The sequence below is a fragment of the Cupriavidus cauae genome (assembly GCF_008632125.1).
Lineage (GTDB): Bacteria > Pseudomonadota > Gammaproteobacteria > Burkholderiales > Burkholderiaceae > Cupriavidus > Cupriavidus cauae.
In genome coordinates, this window is sequence record NZ_VWRN01000014.1 from 23,529 (window position 1) to 41,411 (window position 17,883).

Consider the following 17,883-nt stretch of genomic DNA (forward strand, 5'->3'; position numbering starts at 1 on the left):
TAGCGCCATGCAATTCTCGGAATCCTGGCTTCGTACCTTCGTCAATCCCGACAATCTGACCACCGACGCGCTTTCGCACCGCCTGACAATGGCCGGGCTGGAAGTCGAGGAGGTCGGGCCGGTCGCGCCGCCGTTCGACAAGATCGTGGTCGCCCGCGTGCTGGCCACCGAGCGCCATCCGAACGCTGATCGCCTCAACGTCTGCCAGGTCGATGCCGGCACCGGCGAGACGCTGCAGATCGTCTGCGGCGCGCCCAACGTCAAGCCGGGCATCCTGGTGCCGTGCGCGCTGGTGGGCGCGGTGCTGCCGCCGACCGAAGCGGGCGGCAAGCCGTTCGAGATCAAGGTCGGCAAGCTGCGTGGCGTCGAGAGCTACGGCATGCTGTGCTCGGCGCGCGAGCTGAAGCTGTCCGAGGACCATGAAGGGCTGCTGATCCTGCCCGAGGACGCGCCGGTCGGCGAGAACATCCGCCGCTACCTGGACCTCGACGACCAGGTCTTCGTGATCAAGCTGACGCCGAACAAGGCCGACTGCCTGTCGATCCACGGCGTCGCGCGCGAAGTCGCGGCGCTGACCGGCGCGCCGCTGACGCTGCCGGCGATGGAGCCGGTGGCGGTCACGATCGACGACCGCCTGCCGGTCAAGATTTCCGCGCCCGATCTGTGCGGCCGATTCAGCGGCCGCGTGATCCGCGGCGTCAATGCCCGTGCCGCGACGCCGGCGTGGATGGTGCAGCGGCTCGAGCGCGCCGGCCAGCGCAGCATCTCGGCGCTGGTCGACATCTCGAACTACGTGATGCTCGAGCTGGGCCGTCCCTCGCACGTGTTCGATCTGGACAAGATTCACGGCGGGCTCGACGTGCGCTGGGGCCGCAAGGGCGAGCAGCTGAAGCTGCTGAACGGCAATACCGTCGAGGTCGACGAGACCGTCGGCGTGATCGCCGACGACAAGGAAATCGAGAGCCTGGCCGGCATCATGGGTGGCGACAGCACCGCCGTGACGCTGGACACCACCAATATCTATCTGGAGGCCGCCTTCTGGTGGCCGCAGGCGATCCAGGGCCGCGCGCGCCGCTACAACTTCTCGACCGATGCCGCGCATCGCTTCGAGCGCGGCGTCGACTATGCGACCACGGTCGAGCATATCGAGCGTATTACCGCGCTGATCCTGCAGATCTGCGGCGGCCAGGCCGGCCCCGTCGACGATCAGGCGGTCAACCTGCCGCAGCGTCCGCCGGTGCGGCTGCGCGTCGTGCGCGCCGAGCGCGTGCTCGGCATCGCGCTGAACCCCGCCGAGATCGCCGACGTGTTCCAGCGCCTGGGCCTGCCGTTCACGCAGGGCGAGGGCGCCGAAGGCACCGTGTTCGAGGTCACGCCGCCGAGCTATCGCTTCGATCTGGAAATCGAAGAGGACCTGATCGAGGAAGTCGCCCGCATCTACGGCTTCGAGCGCATTCCGGCGCGGCCGCCGGTGGCCGAGAGCGAGATGCGTCCGACCGGCGAGGCGCGCCGTTCGACCCATGCAGTCCGCCATGCCGTTGCCGCCCGCGACTATCAGGAGGTGATCAACTTCGCCTTCGTCGAGGAGAAGTGGGAGCGCGATTTCGCCGCCAACGACAATCCGATCCGCCTGCTGAATCCGATCGCCAGCCAGCTGGCCGTGATGCGCTCGACGCTGATCGGCGGGCTGCTCGACAAGGTCCGCTACAACCTCAATCGCAAGGCCGCGCGTGTGCGCCTGTTCGAGGTCGGCCGCGTGTTCCTGCGCAATGCCGGCACCGGCGATGGCGGCCTGACCGTGGCCGGCTACGATCAGCCGATGCGCGTGGCTGGCATCGCCTGTGGCCCCGCCTTCGAGGAGCAGTGGGGCGTGCCGACGCGACCGGTGGACTTCTTCGACATCAAGGGCGATGTCGAGGCGCTGCTGCATCCGCGCCAGGCGCGCTTCGAGCCGGTCTCGCATCCCGCGCTGCATCCGGGCCGCGCCGCCACCGTGCTGCTCGAGGGCAAGCCGATCGGCGTCATCGGCGAATTGCATCCGCAGTGGCTGCAGGCCTATGAGCTGAGCAACGCGCCGGTGCTGTTCGAACTGGACCTGGATGCCGTGCGCGACATCGGTCTGCCGGGCTACACCGAGATCTCGAAATTCCCGGCCGCCGTGCGCGACCTGGCGCTGGTGGTCAAGCAGACGTTGCGCGTGCAGGACCTGACCGATGCGATGCGCGCCGCGCTCGACAAGCAGGGCTTCGGCCGCTATCTGCAGAGCCTGGTGCTGTTCGACGAATTCCGCCCGAAGGCCGCTTCGGCGGCCATCGGCGCGGACGAGAAAAGCCTTGCCTTCCGCTTGACCTTGCAAGATACTGGGGCGACCCTCCAGGACGAGACCGTCGACAGCGCCGTGCGCTGCATGGTCGAAGCCGCCACCGCCGCCTTCGGCGCCCGGCTGCGCGGCTAGCCACAGCCCGAACCCTGAATGGGCCGCCCGGGCACCCGCATCCGGGCGGCAGACTGACGAGATGAACGACCAACACGCGACTCTGATGACCGCAGCAGCATTGGGCGAAGCTGGCGACCGGCACGCGGCTACGCAGGCGGACGAAACGCCGGAACCGCGCGTCACCGAGGTCCCGACCCTGACCAAGGCCGAGCTCGCCGAGATGCTGTTCGATCAGGTCGGTCTCAACAAGCGTGAATCGAAGGACATGGTCGAAGCCTTCTTCGACGTGATCCGCGAAGCGTTGGAGCAGGGCGACAGCGTCAAGCTGTCCGGCTTCGGCAACTTCCAGTTGCGCGACAAGCCGCAACGCCCCGGCCGCAATCCGAAGACCGGCGAAATCATTCCGATCACCGCCCGCCGCGTGGTGACCTTCCACGCCAGCCAGAAGCTCAAGAGCCTGGTGGAGGAACGCGCCGGCCTGGCGCCCAGCGACTGATCGACCAGACTGACCGACCGTCGATAGCGATACCCGCGCGGTCCATTGCCGCTGCCGCGGCCAGTCTGTATGCTGCTGCTGCGCGCCGAATCGGCGCCATTCCCCTCCAACCACCGCCGGCCCGGCCTGAAACCCGTCCGTCCACTGCATGTCGGATAAATCGAGCGAGCGCATCACGTTGCCGCCCATTCCCGCCAAGCGCTATTTCACCATCGGTGAAGTGAGCGAACTGTGCGCCGTCAAGCCGCACGTGCTGCGCTATTGGGAACAGGAATTCACGCAACTCAAGCCCGTCAAGCGGCGCGGCAACCGGCGCTACTACCAGCACCACGAGGTGCTGCTGATCCGCCGCATCCGCGAGCTGCTGTACGAGCAGGGCTTCACCATCAACGGCGCGCGCAACCGGCTCGACGAAGGGCGCCATCACGCCGAACCGGCCATGCCGGAAGAAGCCGCGCCGCTGCCCTCGGCAGGCACGGGAATCGCACCTGCGGCGTCCGTATTGACGGTGGATGTTCCCGCCTTGCGCGGCGAACTGATCGAGGTCCAGCACGTGCTCGCGCAACTGAAGCAGATCGCCGCCAAGGACTAAAAAATGCGCTCCACCGCCTGTTCATTTCGGTGGGGCTTCTGATATACTCTTGTGCTTTCGGGGCGTAGCGCAGCCTGGTAGCGTACCTGCATGGGGTGCAGGTGGTCGGAGGTTCAAATCCTCTCGCCCCGACCAAATTGAAGCCCGCGTAATCGGAAGATTACGCGGGCTTTTGCCTTTTGGCGGGGTAGCCCCTTCAAGCCTGCCGCGTCCCGACCATGTCTACCCCTTGATGTCGCGCGGATCGTTGCCGAAGCTGTTTCGCTCGCGGATCTGGCCGTCGCGGCCGTGGATGATCAGCTCGACCTTTGCCTGCTGTGCTGCTTCGGTGCCGGATGCAATGGCTTCCTGCTGGGTTTCGTAAGTCGGGCCGGTGCCGTCAGTGCCTTCAATCCGGACCGCCCATTTGCCGTCGGCTTCCGGCACGACGTGGACATTTCCTGCCATGGTTGCCTCCTTTGGGATGTTGTTCGAGTTGTACGCGAGGGCATCGGGGACCGGTATCGGGCCACGTCCGACACGGGGAAGCGAGCGGGCGAATGGCAAGGTGGCCATCGACTGTTGGCTTATTGATCGCCGCTCGTCATCGTCCATGGCCGTCGGAGGGTTGCAGCTCGTCCTCCGCCGAGGTCGTTGCGCACCGCTTCGGAGGCGTCGGCGTGCCACTGCCACGCCTCATGGATGGAGCAGACCCGAAGACGTGCACTGCAAACCTTCGATTTCCGCCCCAGTATCGACGATTCCCGTCACCGCCCGCTTCTTTGTTCGCGATCGGCTTGGCACCATGACAGCTCCCCAACCCCTGAAGGGAGGAACGTATGGACGAAAGCCATTCGCAAGAGCTGGTCAAGCATCTGAGAGAGATCGTCGAACGTCTCGACGACATGTCGTACTACGCTGCCTCGTCGACAAGTCAGCGCGTGCATTTCGCCGCGATGGCAATGCAGGGACTGGTCACCAGCATGTCGGGAGAAATGGAAGTCGAGGCTGCCGCGAAGCGGGCCGTTCAGTACGCGGATGCCTTGATTGCGGCGCTGGAAGACGAGTAGAAGCGCGGCGAGGCAGTGCAAGAAAGCCCGCGTGGTCGCAGCCACGCGGGCTTTTTGTTGTGTAGGCGCGGGAGGCCTTCGCGAGGATCGGACGATCATGGCTTCGCGCTTGCGATGCGCTCGTCCGTTGTCTACAGAACCGCGCCCGTTTTCAGTATGAGAGGTGCCCGCCTCGAACTAATGTATCGGCAGGCAAGGGCGGGATGCGTAGGCCGGCAACAATGCCGCTGCCCCCATCAGCGGCAATGCGCCGGTCGCCGCGTCCCGCCCGAGCCTATTTCCTAGTCGGTTGCATTTGCCCGATACCTTCATTGGTATCGGGCTTTTTTCATTGGGCGTGCGCCATCCGAGGAAGGCGGTGCCTGGGGCCCGCCATCCCGCAACGCCGCCTCGGCGTGGCGCCAAGACAAAACGCCCGATGAAATTCATCGGGCGTTCTCGGTACCGGCCTGACGGTCAACCCAAAGCGGGCATCGGGGTTACGGGTGCGTCGTTCTCGCGATCAGCCGCCAGCGAATGTGTCCCTGCAGTGCCCCATGAACATGGTGGTTCTGCGGCGGCAAGGGATGTTCGCGGGTTGAGATGGCGCTGGAACCGCAGCCCTCACATCGGTAGATGCCCGAGTACGGGGCTTGCGCGCCGGGCGCGAGGACGAGCTCGTAGGCGGGGTCTTCCTCTTGCGTGAAATAGCGGGTGTCGTTGCAGAACGGCATATCTCCTCCTTGGAAAGGGCCGGGCAGCCATTACGCCATCAGTCGGAGGAGCTTCTGTCGGATTCGAGTTTCCTTCTTTCACATTCGAATGCTGAGCCCTCGGCTTCGGAGAGCGGGCGCGCTCGCCGGGCGCACCGATACGCGTTCGGGCTCTCTGAGCCAATTCGGATTGCGGCCCTGGTAGACGAATGGCAGCACAGCGGGCCAACAAGGAAGAGCTGCGCCGCGGGGCCTGAGCGCGTCCTTTTCGCGATGATGGAGCCTTCATGGCTTTGCGCTTCTGCCAGTGCCGACGCTTGTCTACAGAACCGAGCCCGTTTTCAGTGTGAGGTGTGACGCGCCGCTACTAAGGTATCGCGAGGCGAGGACGAGGTGCGTAGGCCGGCAACAGCGCCGCTGCCCCCAATCAGCGGCAATGCGCCGGTCGCCGTGTCCCATCCGAGCCTATTTCCTGGTCGGTTGCATTTGCCCGATGCCTTCATGGCGTCGGGCTTTTTTATTGTTCGCTTCCACAGGCCGCGTTGCGAACACGGCGGCGCCGGACCCGCAGCATTATTTCCGCCCCTCGAACGTCGCCTCGAACGCCGTGGCCCGCGCCGTTTGCGCGTCGAGCAGGCAGGTGAAGGTGAAATTGCGCCAACCGCTGCGGCCGCGTGCCTGGCCGTTTCCTTCGAGTACGGTATTGCCTTTCAAGCTCAGGCTTTGCGGCGTGTCGTCGCCGAGGAAAACGCGATCGACCTTGGCATCGGTGCGCTTCAGTTCCTGCAGGGCCAGCGGGCGGCACATGACTTCGGCGACTTTCCTGGCGTCGCTCCATTGACTGGCGACATTGCGGTCCGCGGGCGTGCGCAAGGTGCCGATGGCGCGGTCGAGCGCCTGTCGTTGCGAGTCCGTCAATGGGCTGCTGTCCTGGGCGGCGGCGGGGTAAGCGGCCGTCGCGACGAGGGCGGCCAGCAGGGCGCGATGCAGTCGGTTCGAGCGTGCCATACGAAGTCCCATCGGTTTCGAATATCGGCGATTCTACGGCGATGCCGGCGGGGCGGCATCATTGCCGGTGTGGCACGCATCCAGCGTCAGTCGCATCCAGCGTGAGCCGCATCGCGCAGCGCAGATGCACCGGCAAGCCAAGTTCGCGTTCGTGCTCGAGCACGGCGGTGAGCCGTTCATCGAGGGCATCGCCTTCGATCGCGTCGAATCCCAGCCGGCCGTAGAACGGCCCGTTCCACGGGAGGTCGCGAAATGTGGTCAGCGTGACGGCCGCCAGCCGTTGCCGACGTGCATGCGCAATGGCCTGCGAAACGAGCGCGCGGCCGTAGCCCTGGCCTTGGCAATCGCGATGAACGGCGAGTTCCCAGATATGCAGCGCTTGCCCGAACCGCTCGGCGCTGATAAAGCCGCGCACTTTGCCGGTGTCGTCCTCCGCGACCCATTCAGTGCCCGCCGCAATGAAGCGAAGGTGGACTTCCGGCGGCAGGACGTCGTCGTCGGCGATCCATGCCAATGCCGGCACGGTCCTGAACAGCTCGGCGGCGGAGCGTTCGATGTCCGGCAGCGATGACGCGTCGCCGCCGGTCGCAGCCCGGATCAGCGGCGTCATTGCTGGCGCATGCTGTGAGTAGTGTTCGACGGCATCATGCCTCGGCGCCGTCGTTCGGCGGCTGCGCGATCTCGCGGATCACGCGCGCCGGATTGCCTGCCGCGACCACATTCGGCGGAATATCGCGCGTGACCACCGCACCCGCGCCGATCACGCTGTTCTCGCCGATCGTGACGCCCGCCAGCACGATCGCGCCGCCGCCGAGCCAGACGTTGTTACCGATCACGATGGGTTTGGCGGCTTCGTATTTCTGCCGGCGCAATTCCGGATCCACCGGGTGTGTCGGCGTCAGCAATTGCACATTGGGCCCGATCTGCACGTCTTCGCCGATCGTGATCGGCGCGACGTCCAGTGCCATCAATCCGTAATTGGCGAAGGTACGCGCGCCGACCGTAATGTACTTGCCGTAGTCGACGTAAAGCGGTGGCTTGATATTGACGTCCGGACCGACGGCGCCGAGCATTTCATGCAGGACCTGTTGGGCGCTGTCGAGGTCGACGGCATAGCGCGTCTCGTATTCGCGCGACAGGCGATACGCGCGGCGCGATGCGGCCTGCAATTCCGGGTCTTCGGCGATATAGAGATCGCCGGCAAGCATTCTTTCCTTCTGGCTGCGATGGTCGATGTGCTCGGTGTGATTGGTGCTCGGTGTTATCGGTGCCGGTACTCGACATGGGTAGGCTGAGGGTCGTTGTCGCGCGGCCGATCATAGCAGGACGTTGTTGCGAACTTGGCCGAGTGGCATTCGATCAGGCAGGTTCGCCTGCGGCCTGCACGCCCGCCCGTCAGTCGCCGCCATCGCCACCGCCGTCGGCACCACCATCGCCCGCATCGCCCGCATCGCCCGCATCGCCCGCATCGCCCTCATGGCCACGGCCATCGCCGCCGTCATAGCGCGTGCGCTGCTGGACCTGTCCATCCGGCCCGTGAATGACCAGTTCGACCTGGTCCTTGCTGGCCTTTTCGCGTCCGGCCGCGATGGCTTCTTCCTGCGAAGGGTAGTGCGAGGTGGCGCCGTCGGTGTCTTCGACGGTCACCGCCCAGCCGCGGTCGGCGGGCAGCACGTGGACGGTACGGTTCATGGTCGTGTTCCATTGCCGGCAGCGGGCGGGGGCATGGCGGCCCTGGCCACCGCGCTGCCGGGGGTCAAGCCGCCAGGCTTTCCTGTTCGGTCAGGCGGCGGATTTCGCCGTCGGCCTCCTGGACCAGCAGGCCCACGCCGCGCCGCCGGGCGGCGGCCATGGCGAGCTGCAGGGCGTCATCGCGGCCGTCGTAGCGCAGGATCGATTGCGCCTGGCCTTCGACGGTCAATTCCCATCCGGTATGGGTGGCTTTCAATACGAAGTTGCGAGGCATGGTCTTCGGTCGAGAGCGGAGGGAACTTGCATCGTAGTGCATCGGGATGCCGCTCAGTATGCGAGTTCGTCCTACGTCATCCCTTGGACGCCGCCGGATCGTGGCCGAAGCTGTTGCGCATGCGGATCTGCCCGTCGCGCCCATGCACCAGCAATTCGACACGGTCGCGCCGCGCGGCGTCGGTGGCGACCTCGATGGCTTCTTCCTGGGTCTCGTGATGCGAGCTGGCGACGGGTTCGCCTTCGCGGCTGACATTCCAGCCGCTGCCATGCGGCGTCACATGGATATTGCGTCCTGCCATGGTGGCACCTCTTGATCGGAACTTTCTTCCTTTCTAGAGCGGGGGCGGGGCGCGTGGTATCGGTGGCTGTCCGACAGTAAGCGGACGCGGGATGGCGCGCGCGCCAAAGGCCGCGGAGGCGGCGCGTGGCACAGCGGGGCTTCAGCCGTGCCACCACCGCCATGCAAGCAGCGCCGCCCCCAGCCACAGGGCCACCACCATCGCGGCGCCCCAGTAGCTGCGGGGCCTGCCGCGCCGCTCGTCGAGCCACCGGCGGGCCTGCTCGCGGCAGGAGTCGGCCAGGGGCGCAGGCAGCGTGCGCAGCGCGCACCAGATCAGCGCGGGCAGCAGGACGATCTCGTCGAGGTAGCCGAGCACCGGCACGAAGTCGGGAATCAGATCGATGGGGCTGAACGCATAGGCGACGATCAACGCGCACAGGCCGCGGGTCAGCCAGGGCGTCGCGGGATGGCGGCAGGCGAACCACAGCGTCAGCACGTCGCGCCGCAGTCGTCCGGCCCACGCGCGCAAGGTCTCGAGCATGACGGGGATGGCGGGGATGGCGGGAGAAAGAAGGGGGCTGGAGCGGATAGCGCACGTTGGCGCGGCAGCGCGCATGCTAGCATGGCCCGATCGAGGTCACGGGAGAGAACATCATGGCCAAGCGCGAACGGCCCGCACGTGCGCTGCAGGACGAAGTGAGCCGGCGTATCCAGCGACTGGACGAGATCGTCGACGAGGGATTGAAGGTGCGGGTGCCCGTGCCGCAACCGCATCCGCGCGATGCGCGCGGGCGCAATTGGGATATGCAGGGCTTCGGCCATGTGCGCGGCCATGAGCGCGCGATTCGCGCCGTGGTCGACAAGGTACGCGACGAATTCGATCTGTCCGACAACCCCGCCGCGCCAACGGATCCATTCGCGCCGGCATCGTGACAGGCGTCACGAGCTGCGGACCCTGAGCGCAACCCGGGCGCAACTTCAGCGCAACCTCGGCGCAACCTCGGCGCACTTCCAAGCGCCGCCGCTCAAGCGCCCCCAAAGCGACCCCAAGCGCAGCCGAAGCGCAAATTCACCCTCTCATGCCGGCTCGTGTTCCGGCATATCGGTGCAGGGCCCGTTGCGGCAAGGGCGCGGCGAACCGCCGCCCAGAATGGTGGGCGCCAGCGCGGGCCCGCGCTCGCCCAGCGCGCGATACCGGTCCAGCAGCGACAGGTTCTCGCGGATATGCTGCTCGGAAAACATCGAGGTGATGACGATGCCGTGCTCGCCGGCGAGGCTCAGCGCGAAATGCATCGCCAGCTCCTGTTCGGTCAGTTCCTCCAGCCCGAGCTTGCTGACGGCGTCCCGCACCGGCCGGCTGGCGGCGCTGGCCGCCAGGCTGTCGGGCCCGCCGCCATAGGGCCGCGACAGGAAACGCTGCCGCCCGGCGCCCATGCCGGCATGCAGCCGGTCGAGCACGTTCAGATTGGCCTCGAACAGCCACGCCGGCGCCTGCTGCGCCATCGGTGTGGCACTGATCTCCGGCGAATCGATGGTCACGCCCCACTGGCCGATCTTGCCGTCGCGCTGGGCCTCGTCCAGGAAGCGCTGCAGCTCGTCGGTCAGCACCTCCGGCGAAAGCGGTTCGTGAACCAGGTAGTAATCGATGCGCTCGCTGCGCAACTGGCGCAGCGATTGCTCCAGGCACGCGCGCGCATAGCCGACCTCATAGTTGCGCTGCGACAGCGCGGCACGCGAGGCGGCATGGACCATGCGGCGGCCCCCGGGCATGCGCTTGATCCAGCCGCGCGCCAGGCTCTTGGCCAGGCTCAGCGCGCGCGTATTGCGCGGCGGCACCACGCCGAACTTGCTGGTGACGGTGACGTGCTGGCGCTTGCCGGCGAGGAACTCGCCGAGCAGCGCCTCGGCTTCCCCAAAACCGTAGGACCGCGCGACGTCGAAATGACGGATGCCGTTGTCATACGCGACCGCCAGCGCCCGCAGCGATTCCTTCCTGCCCACCCGGCCCAGCATGGGAGCACAACCGAAACCCAATCGGCCCGACAATTCCTGGGAATGCTCACTCACCTTGGCGCTCCTGCGGTCGCTACGGCAACGGGCTCGTCGATCGGTTCGACGGACGGGGGATTCCGATCCGCCACGGGCGTCGCGTCGGTCGGCATGTCGTTAGGCATGCGGGCGTCGTTTCGGTTCTCGGTATCGTTTGCGGTATCGCTTGCCGCATCGCTCGCGTTCGGTCTGGCGAGCTGTGCCGCGATGTCGTCGGCGATACGCGCCGACAGCGCGACGATGGTCAGCGTCGGATTGGCCTGTCCGGACGACGGAAATACCGCGCTGCTGGCGACGTACAGATTGTCGGTGCCGAACACGCGGCAGCGGGGGTCCACCACGCCGTCGCGCCAGTGCGCCGCCATGCGCGCGGTGCCGATCTGGTGGAAGCCGTCGGCGGCCTGCGCCAGCACCGCGTCGACGCGCTCGGCCTCCGGCATCCAGTATTCGAGCCGGCCGGCACCGGTCTTGCGCAGATGCCGGTCCAGCAACGCATGGCAGCGCACCACCGAATCGGCGTCCGCGTGCTGATAGCGCAGATCGATCCGCAGCCGCCGCATGCCGTGGCAGTCGGCGGTCTCGGCCAGCGTCACGCGGCTCTCGCGCGAGGGCAACTGCTCGGCATGGTAGTGCAGCGCATAGACATTGTTCGGGCTCGGCAGGAAGAAGCCGGGCAGCCGCGGCCGCGCGAAGTAGCGCCGATAGACGAAGGGCGGCACGAAGGTCGCGATCTTGGCGAGGTCCTTGCAGACGTTGCGGACATGGGCGCCGCGGTCCTTGCGCGCGCTGGCGTTGGCGACCAGCTTGGCGATCGCCGGCGGCGCCAGATAGCGGCTGATCACCGGCGTGCACAGCGCCAGGTATGCGAACGACAGGATGCCGTTGCCGTGCGCGGGGTCCGCGGGGGGATGGTTGTCCAGCCACATCGCGGTATTCAGCAACTGCTGCTCGCGCTGCACGCGGGCCGGCACGGTGAAGCGCCGCCGCGCATAGAAGCCCTGCGCATCGCGCTCGAAATGGTAGATGGTGCGCGCCGCCTCCGAATCGAACCGCACGCTGGCGATCTTGCCGGAGATGTGGCCCATGTAGTGCCGGCCCAGCAGGCCGCTGCGATTGCCGAGGCGATCGCCGTGCCGCGCATTGACGTTCAGCAGCAGGCGTGTCGCTTCCAGCCCGCCGCAGGCCAGCACGAAATGGTCGGCTACGATGCGCGTGCGTGCGGCGCCGCGGGCCACCACGATGCTGGCGACATGCTCGCGGTCCCCGCTGGGTTCGATATCGACACAGGTGGCGCCGAGCAGCAGCTGCACGCTGGGCTCGCGCTCGAACCAGTCGCGATAGCGGCGCGCGAAGTTGGGTTCGCCGCTCCAGCGCTCCAGATCGGAGGCGATCACGTCGCCAGGCTGGAAGCGCGCGGTGATGGGCCGGCTCGCCGATTCGGCGGCGAGGCGATCGAGCGTGAAGGCGGGTTGGCCGCAGTTGGTGTACTCGCAGGCGCGCGCATAGTACGGCGACAGTTCTTCGTAGCGGATCGGCCAGGCGGTGCCGGGCGCGTAGTCGCGCGGCTCGAAGTCGATCGGATCGAAGGGGATGCAGCGCCCGCCCCACAGCCACGACGTACCGCCGAACGCGCGCCGCACGGCATCCTGCATCGTCGCGTGGCGGCGCGCATCGGCGAGCTCGGCGTCGCACATCGCCTGCGCTTCGTCCTGGAAGGTTTCGCCGCCGCTTTCGACCAGCATCACGGCGATGCCGCGGCGCGCGAGCTCCATCGCGCAGGTGATGCCGGCAGGCCCTGAGCCGACCACGCAGACGGTCGTACGCAAGCTCGCTTGGTGCGAGGGGGGACGCAGTACCATGGGAGGTTCTCCGGCAGCCTGGCGATCGCGGGATGACGCGGCACGGCCTGCCGCGCGCTCGGGTGGGGCGCGAGAGGCATGGGCCGGTTCGACACGCACAATCTATGGGCCGGGGTGGCCAGCGTCCGTACGTTGCCACACGCAGTGTTGCGCTGCGCAAGAGCGCGTGCCAGCGTAGTGCGTGCGCGAGGGCCTGTGCGAAGGGCATGCGATGGCCTTCGCGATTGTCTTGGCGATTGTCTCGGCGACTTTGTGCGCAAATGTTTTGGCGATTGTCTTCGCGATACCCTGCGCAAAAGCCCGCGTAATCGTCTTTGCGATCTTATTCGCGATGGCCTGCGCGACGCCGCGTGCGATTCCCTCGTTGCAGGCGCTGCCGCTGCCCGACGCCTCAGGCCGCGTGCTCGAGCATGCCGATCTCGCGCGTGGCCACCGACAGCATCGACAGCCCGGTGGCACCGGCGGCGCGTTGGTCCGCCAGCATGCGGCCGAAGCGTTCCAGCGGGCCATGACGGGCCTGGCGCCAGCGCTCGATCAGGCCGTCGGCGCCTTCCTCGCGCGCGCTGGGGCCGGCCTGCTGCAGCACGCTGACGGTCAGCGCGCGCTTGAGGCGGTCCAGATCGTCGAGCATGGTGGTGCGGGCCAGCAGATCCCAGTGCGTATCCGCGGGCAGCGCCTGTGCGCGTTCGCGCAGCCAGCCGAAGCTCAGATGCCGGTCCAGCGCGAAATACACGTCGGCGACCTGCGCCAGGCTGCGCTCGCAGCCCGAGGCCACCTCGGCGATATCGAGCGCGGCGACCGCGATATCGCCGGCGGCGACCTGCAGGGCCAGCGCGTCGTCGATGCCGAGCGCGGTCAGCGCCTCGCGCCGCTGGGTCAGCGCGGCGGCCTCGTGCTCGGCCAGCAGCGTCGGCAGCCGCGGCGTCAGCCAGACCGCGGCGGCGGCGTAGTCGGGACGCGTGCCCGCCGGCGCACCGTTGGTCGGGCGGCGCCGCAGCAGCCATAGCGTCGCGCCTTCGAGCAAGCGCGCGAGGCCGGCGAACATGCCGGCCTGCACCTCGTCGGCGACGCGGTTGTCGAGCGCATCGATGGCCTGCCACAGCCCCGTCAGCCCGAACACATCGCGGGCGGTCAGGCAGGCGCGCACGATATCGGCAGGCCGCGCGTCGGTCTCCTCCATCATCCGATGCACGAAGGTCGGGCCGACGCGGTTGACCAGCGTGTTGGTCAGATAGGTGGCAAGGATCTCGCGCCGCAGCGGGTGCCGCTGCATCGTGTCGGCGTAGCGCACGCGCAGCGGCTGCGGGAAGTAGTCGGACAGCAGGCCGGCCACCGTCGGGTCTTCCGGCACGTCGGAGGCGAGCAGCGCGTCGTACAGCCACATCTTGCTGTACGCAAGCAGCACCGCGCGCTCGGGCGAGGTCAGCCCGAGCCCGGCGGCCTTGCGCTCGACGATCTCCTCGTCGGGCGGCAGGAATTCGAGCGCGCGATTGAGCCGGCCCGCGCGCTCGAGCGCGCGCATCAGCCGGGCCTCGATATCGAGCAGTTCGGCGGCGCGGCGGTTGGCGATCGACAGCGCCTGGGTCTGGTAGTAGTTGTCGTGCAGCACCAGCGCCGCGACTTCGTCGGTCATCTCGGCCAGCAGCTTGTTGCGCTGCTTGTCGGTCATCTCGCCGTCGGCGACCACCAGCCCGAGCAGGATCTTGATGTTGACCTCGTGATCCGAGCAGTCGACGCCGGCCGAATTGTCGATCGCATCGGTATGGATGCGGCCGCCGGCGCGGGCGTATTCGATGCGGCCAAGCTGCGTGAAGCCCAGGTTGCCGCCTTCGCCGACGACCTTGCAGCGCAGGGCCGCGCCATTGACGCGCACGGCGTCGTTGGCGCGGTCGCCGACCTGCTGGTGGGTCTCGTCGGTGGCCTTGACGTAGGTGCCGATGCCTCCGTTGTACAGCAGGTCGACCGGCGCGGTCAGGATTGCCTGGATCAGCTCGGCCGGCGTCAGCGCGGTGGCGTCGATGCCGAGCGCGGCGCGCACCTGCGGCGTCAGCGCGATGGTCTTGGCGCTGCGCGGATGCACGCCGCCGCCGGCCGAGATCTTGCCCGCATCGTAGTCGGCCCAGCTCGAGCGCGGCAGCGCGAACAGCCGGCGCCGCTCTTCCAGGCTGACGGCCGGGTTCGGGTCCGGGTCCAGGAAGATATGGCGGTGGTCGAACGCGGCCAGCAGCCGGATATGGGGCGACAGCAACATGCCGTTGCCGAACACGTCGCCCGACATGTCGCCGATGCCGACGACGGTGAAGTCGGTCGACTGGATGTCGGTGCCGAGCTCCCGGAAATGCCGCTTGACCGATTCCCAGGCGCCGCGCGCGGTGATCGCCATCTTCTTGTGGTCGTAGCCGACCGAGCCGCCCGAGGCGAAGGCATCGCCGAGCCAGAAGCCGTATTCCCCGGAGATCGCATTGGCATAGTCGGAGAAGCTGGCGGTGCCCTTGTCGGCCGCGACCACGAGATAGGGGTCGTCGTCATCGTGGCGCACCACCTGCGGTGGCGGCACCACCGCGCCGCCGGCGAGGTTGTCGGTGACATCGAGCAGGCCGCGCAGGAAGGTCTGATAGCAGGCCACCCCTTCGGCCATCCACGCATCGCGATCGGTGGGCGAGGGCGGGCGCTTGACGACGAAGCCGCCCTTGGAGCCGACCGGCACGATCACCGTGTTCTTGACCATCTGCGCCTTCATCAGCCCCAGCACCTCGGTGCGGAAGTCCTCGCGCCGATCGGACCAGCGCAGTCCGCCGCGCGCGACGCGGCCGCCGCGCAGATGCACGCCCTCGACGCGCGGCGAGTAGACCCAGATCTCGAACATCGGCCGCGGTTCGGGCAGGCCGGCGATGCGGGCCGGATCGAGCTTGAACGACAGGCACGGGCGGGGCGTGCCGTCGGCGCTCTGGCGGAAGCAATTGGTGCGCGTGGTGGCCTGGATCACGCCGAGGAACTGCCGCAGGATGCGGTCCTCGTCGAGATTGGGCACCTGGTCGAGCGCGGCGCCGATCGCCTCCAGCAACTGCGCGCAGCGCGCCTCGCGCGCCGGCTCGGAACCTGGGTCGATGGCCGGATCGAAACGGGCGGCGAACAGCGCCACCAGCAGCGCCGCGATGCGCGGATTGCCGGTCAGCGCGCGCTCGATATAGGCGTCGCTGAAGGTCGAACCGACCTGCCGCAGATACTTGGCGTAGGCGCGCAGGATCGTGACTTCGCGTGCCGGCATCTCGGCCAGCAGCACCAGCCGGTTCAGGTCGTCGTTCTCGATCGCGCCATCCCAGGCGCGCGCGAAGGCGTCCTCGAACAGGTCCTTGGCGCGCGCCATGTCCAGTTCGGCGCCGCCGACCAGTTCGAGGCCGAAGTCATGGATCCACAGCGGCGCGCCCTCGTCGGGCTCGATCCGGTAGGGGCGCTCCTCATGCACGCGCACGCCCAGATGCTCGAGCATCGGCAGGCTGTGCGACAGCGCGATCGGCTCGCCGGCGCGATAGACCTTGAAGCGGAACGCGCGCGGCGGTGCCTCGATCGGCCGGTACAGGTTCATCGACAGGCCGCCGCGCCGGCGCGCCTGTTCCATCAGCTCGATATCGCGCACCGCGGTGCGCGCGGGGTAGTCCTCGCGATAGCCGGCCGGAAAGGAGTCGCCATAGCGGCGCAGCAGCCGGTTGCCCTGTTCCTCGCCGGCCTTGTCGAGCAGCGCCACCGCGAGGTCGTCCTGCCAGCGGCGTGTCGCCGCGACGATGCGTTCCTCCAGCGCGCGCGTATCGACCTCCGGCATCGTGCCCGGCTCGCCGCGCACGGTCAGATGAATGCGCGCCAGCGGGGACTCGGACAGCTGCGGCGTGAACTCGCAGCTGGTGCCGCCGAACGCCTGCATCAGCAGCTTCTGGATGCGCTGGCGCAGGTCGGTGTTGTACTTGTCGCGCGGCACGAACACCAGGCAGGAGACGAAGCGGTCGAAGCGGTCGCGCCGCACGAACAGCCGGATGCGTTGATGCTCCTGCAGCCGCAGGATGCCCAGCGCGATCTCGAACAGCTCGTCCTCGCTGGCCTGGAACAGTTCGTCGCGGGGATACTGCTCGAGGATCGTGACCAGCGACTTGTACAGATGGCCCCGCTGCAGGAAGCCTGCGCGCGCCAGGATATGGGCGCACTTGCGGCGCACCAGCGGGATCTCGCTGGTCGACACCATGTAGGTCGTCGAGGTGTAGAGCCCGAGAAAGCGCCGCTCGCCGAACAGCTTGCCTTCGGCGTCGAGCAGCTTGATGCCGATGTAGTCCAGATAGCCCGGCCGATGCACGGTCGAGCGCGAGTTGGCCTTGGTCAGGAAGATCGGCGCCTCGCCCTGGATGATGCTGGTGGCGGCGGGCGGCAGCGGCGTCAGCTCTTCGGCCGTCGGCGCGCGCCGGCTCTCGCGCAGGATGCCGGCGCCCGAGCCCGCGACGCCGCGCAGCCAGAAGCGACCATCCTGCTCGACCAGCTGGTAGTCGCGATGGCCGAGGAAACAGAAGTGGTCGTCGACCATCCACTGCAGCAGCGCGCAGGCTTCGGCCGTATCGCCTTCGTTGCCGCCGGGCAGCCGCTGCAGGTCGGCGATGCTGGCGCGCGCGATGTCCAGCATCCTGGGCCAGTCCTCGACCGCCGCGCGCACATCGCCGAGGATGCGCGTGATGCCGGCCCGCAGCGCTTCCAGCTGGGCCGGTTCGCTGCAGCGATCGACCTCGAAGTGGATGAACGATTCGAGCCGCGATTCGGGGTCGGGCGCCTTGTCGCCGCCGAGCGCGATGCGCGCGATGCCGCCGTCCTGCCCGCGCCAGACGCGGAACACCGGATGGAAGGCCGAATGCAGCGTCAAGCCATGCCGGTTGATCTCCATCGTCACCGAGTCGACCAGGAAGGGCATGTCGTCGTTGACCATCTCGATCACGGTGTGGTCGGAATGCCAGCCGTGCTGCTCGAGATTGGGGTTGTAGACGCGGACCTGCGCGCGGCCCGGCACGAAGCGCTGGGCGGTCTGCCAGTGGGCCATCGCGGCGCCGTAGAGGTCGGCGATATCGCGTTCGGCCAGGTCCTCGGCGTCGGACACGTCGTAGTAGTGCCGCAGCAGCGGTTCGGCGATGGCGAAGGTGGCCTCGGGCAGCCGGGCCCGCGCGAACTCCACCAGGTCGGCCAGTCGTTGTTCGACGCGTTCTTCGCTGTCCGCTTGCATGATCTCTCCTTAGGGAAAGCCGCCGCCGGTCGCATCGGCGCGATGCGCTGCACCGCGTCCGGGCAGGGCGAGTGCCGGTGCCTGCTCTTAATGTAGAGCAAAAACACAGAGGTCGCGGGAAAGGGGGAGAGCGGCGGGAGGGCGTCAGGCCGGCACTGCGAGCGGGCTGCGGAGAAGATGGCGGGGGAAGCCGGCCGGGGAC

17 protein-coding genes and 1 tRNA gene are annotated in these 17,883 nt (G+C 67.7%); 6 read left to right on the forward strand and 12 right to left on the reverse strand.

The window, feature by feature from the left end; genetic code table 11:
• Nucleotides 1-7: 7 nt before the first annotated feature.
• The 4 genes from pheT (at nucleotide 8) to F1599_RS02925 (ending at nucleotide 3,660) form a co-directional block, all read left to right on the forward strand.
• Complete coding sequence (pheT, locus tag F1599_RS02910; RefSeq protein WP_150082176.1) at nucleotides 8-2,455, forward strand: phenylalanine--tRNA ligase subunit beta; 2,448 nt, start codon at nucleotides 8-10, stop codon at nucleotides 2,453-2,455.
• A gap of 61 nt (nucleotides 2,456-2,516) precedes the next feature.
• A complete protein-coding gene (locus F1599_RS02915; RefSeq protein WP_149319226.1) occupies nucleotides 2,517-2,933 on the forward strand; it encodes an integration host factor subunit alpha in 417 nt (138 codons plus the stop codon).
• A gap of 148 nt (nucleotides 2,934-3,081) precedes the next feature.
• Nucleotides 3,082-3,525, forward strand: coding sequence for a MerR family transcriptional regulator (locus F1599_RS02920; protein WP_150082177.1), 444 nt, complete (start codon nucleotides 3,082-3,084; stop codon nucleotides 3,523-3,525).
• Nucleotides 3,526-3,583: 58 nt separating this feature from the next.
• Nucleotides 3,584-3,660, forward strand: a tRNA-Pro gene (locus tag F1599_RS02925).
• Nucleotides 3,661-3,747: 87 nt separating this feature from the next.
• Here the strand turns inward: F1599_RS02925 and F1599_RS02930 are convergent.
• Nucleotides 3,748-3,972, reverse strand: a complete 225-nt coding sequence (locus F1599_RS02930) for a DUF2188 domain-containing protein (protein ID WP_149319419.1) — start codon at nucleotides 3,970-3,972, stop codon at nucleotides 3,748-3,750.
• A gap of 371 nt (nucleotides 3,973-4,343) precedes the next feature.
• Between F1599_RS02930 and F1599_RS02935 the strand changes: the two genes are divergently transcribed.
• Nucleotides 4,344-4,574, forward strand: coding sequence for a hypothetical protein (locus F1599_RS02935; protein WP_149319211.1), 231 nt, complete (start codon nucleotides 4,344-4,346; stop codon nucleotides 4,572-4,574).
• Nucleotides 4,575-5,053: 479 nt separating this feature from the next.
• On the opposite strand, the gene F1599_RS02940 is transcribed toward F1599_RS02935, so the two are convergent.
• The 8 genes from F1599_RS02940 to F1599_RS02975 all read right to left on the reverse strand — a co-directional run bounded on the left by F1599_RS02940 (nucleotide 5,054) and on the right by F1599_RS02975 (nucleotide 9,063).
• The gene (locus F1599_RS02940; protein ID WP_149319210.1) at nucleotides 5,054-5,287 is read right to left on the reverse strand and encodes a hypothetical protein; all 234 of its coding nucleotides are present in this window, start codon (nucleotides 5,285-5,287) and stop codon (nucleotides 5,054-5,056) included.
• Nucleotides 5,288-5,839: 552 nt separating this feature from the next.
• Complete coding sequence (locus F1599_RS02945; RefSeq protein ID WP_150082178.1) at nucleotides 5,840-6,274, reverse strand: DUF930 domain-containing protein; 435 nt, start codon at nucleotides 6,272-6,274, stop codon at nucleotides 5,840-5,842.
• A 58-nt stretch (nucleotides 6,275-6,332) separates the two neighbouring features.
• Nucleotides 6,333-6,884, reverse strand: a complete 552-nt coding sequence (locus tag F1599_RS02950) for a GNAT family N-acetyltransferase (RefSeq protein WP_150082179.1) — start codon at nucleotides 6,882-6,884, stop codon at nucleotides 6,333-6,335.
• Nucleotides 6,885-6,918: 34 nt separating this feature from the next.
• Nucleotides 6,919-7,482 (reverse strand): sugar O-acetyltransferase, encoded by a 564-nt coding sequence (locus F1599_RS02955; RefSeq protein ID WP_150082180.1) that lies wholly within the window; start codon nucleotides 7,480-7,482, stop codon nucleotides 6,919-6,921.
• Between the two features lie 187 nt (nucleotides 7,483-7,669).
• Nucleotides 7,670-7,966 (reverse strand): DUF2188 domain-containing protein, encoded by a 297-nt coding sequence (locus F1599_RS02960; protein WP_150082181.1) that lies wholly within the window; start codon nucleotides 7,964-7,966, stop codon nucleotides 7,670-7,672.
• A gap of 64 nt (nucleotides 7,967-8,030) precedes the next feature.
• On the reverse strand, nucleotides 8,031-8,282 hold the full coding sequence (locus tag F1599_RS02965) for a DUF2188 domain-containing protein (protein WP_187829258.1): 252 nt from the start codon (nucleotides 8,280-8,282) through the stop codon (nucleotides 8,031-8,033).
• A gap of 34 nt (nucleotides 8,283-8,316) precedes the next feature.
• Nucleotides 8,317-8,541: a DUF2188 domain-containing protein gene (locus F1599_RS02970; protein WP_149319205.1), complete on the reverse strand. Its 225-nt coding sequence runs from the start codon at nucleotides 8,539-8,541 to the stop codon at nucleotides 8,317-8,319.
• Between the two features lie 141 nt (nucleotides 8,542-8,682).
• Nucleotides 8,683-9,063 carry a YkvA family protein gene (locus F1599_RS02975; RefSeq protein WP_187829257.1) on the reverse strand — a complete coding sequence of 127 codons (381 nt, stop codon included), beginning with the start codon at nucleotides 9,061-9,063 and terminating at the stop codon, nucleotides 8,683-8,685.
• Nucleotides 9,064-9,176: 113 nt separating this feature from the next.
• Here F1599_RS02975 and F1599_RS02980 point away from each other — a divergent pair, with 113 nt between their 5' ends.
• Nucleotides 9,177-9,455 (forward strand): hypothetical protein, encoded by a 279-nt coding sequence (locus F1599_RS02980; protein ID WP_149319204.1) that lies wholly within the window; start codon nucleotides 9,177-9,179, stop codon nucleotides 9,453-9,455.
• A gap of 144 nt (nucleotides 9,456-9,599) precedes the next feature.
• On the opposite strand, the gene F1599_RS02985 is transcribed toward F1599_RS02980, so the two are convergent.
• The 3 genes from F1599_RS02985 to F1599_RS02995 all read right to left on the reverse strand — a co-directional run bounded on the left by F1599_RS02985 (nucleotide 9,600) and on the right by F1599_RS02995 (nucleotide 17,681).
• On the reverse strand, nucleotides 9,600-10,589 hold the full coding sequence (locus F1599_RS02985) for an aldo/keto reductase (RefSeq protein ID WP_150082182.1): 990 nt from the start codon (nucleotides 10,587-10,589) through the stop codon (nucleotides 9,600-9,602).
• Complete coding sequence (locus tag F1599_RS02990) at nucleotides 10,586-12,430, reverse strand: FAD-dependent oxidoreductase (RefSeq protein WP_150082183.1); 1,845 nt, start codon at nucleotides 12,428-12,430, stop codon at nucleotides 10,586-10,588. The genes F1599_RS02985 and F1599_RS02990 overlap by 4 nt, the downstream gene beginning before the upstream one ends.
• A 391-nt stretch (nucleotides 12,431-12,821) precedes the next feature.
• On the reverse strand, nucleotides 12,822-17,681 hold the full coding sequence (locus tag F1599_RS02995; RefSeq protein WP_150082184.1) for an NAD-glutamate dehydrogenase: 4,860 nt from the start codon (nucleotides 17,679-17,681) through the stop codon (nucleotides 12,822-12,824).
• Nucleotides 17,682-17,883 lie beyond the last annotated feature (202 nt).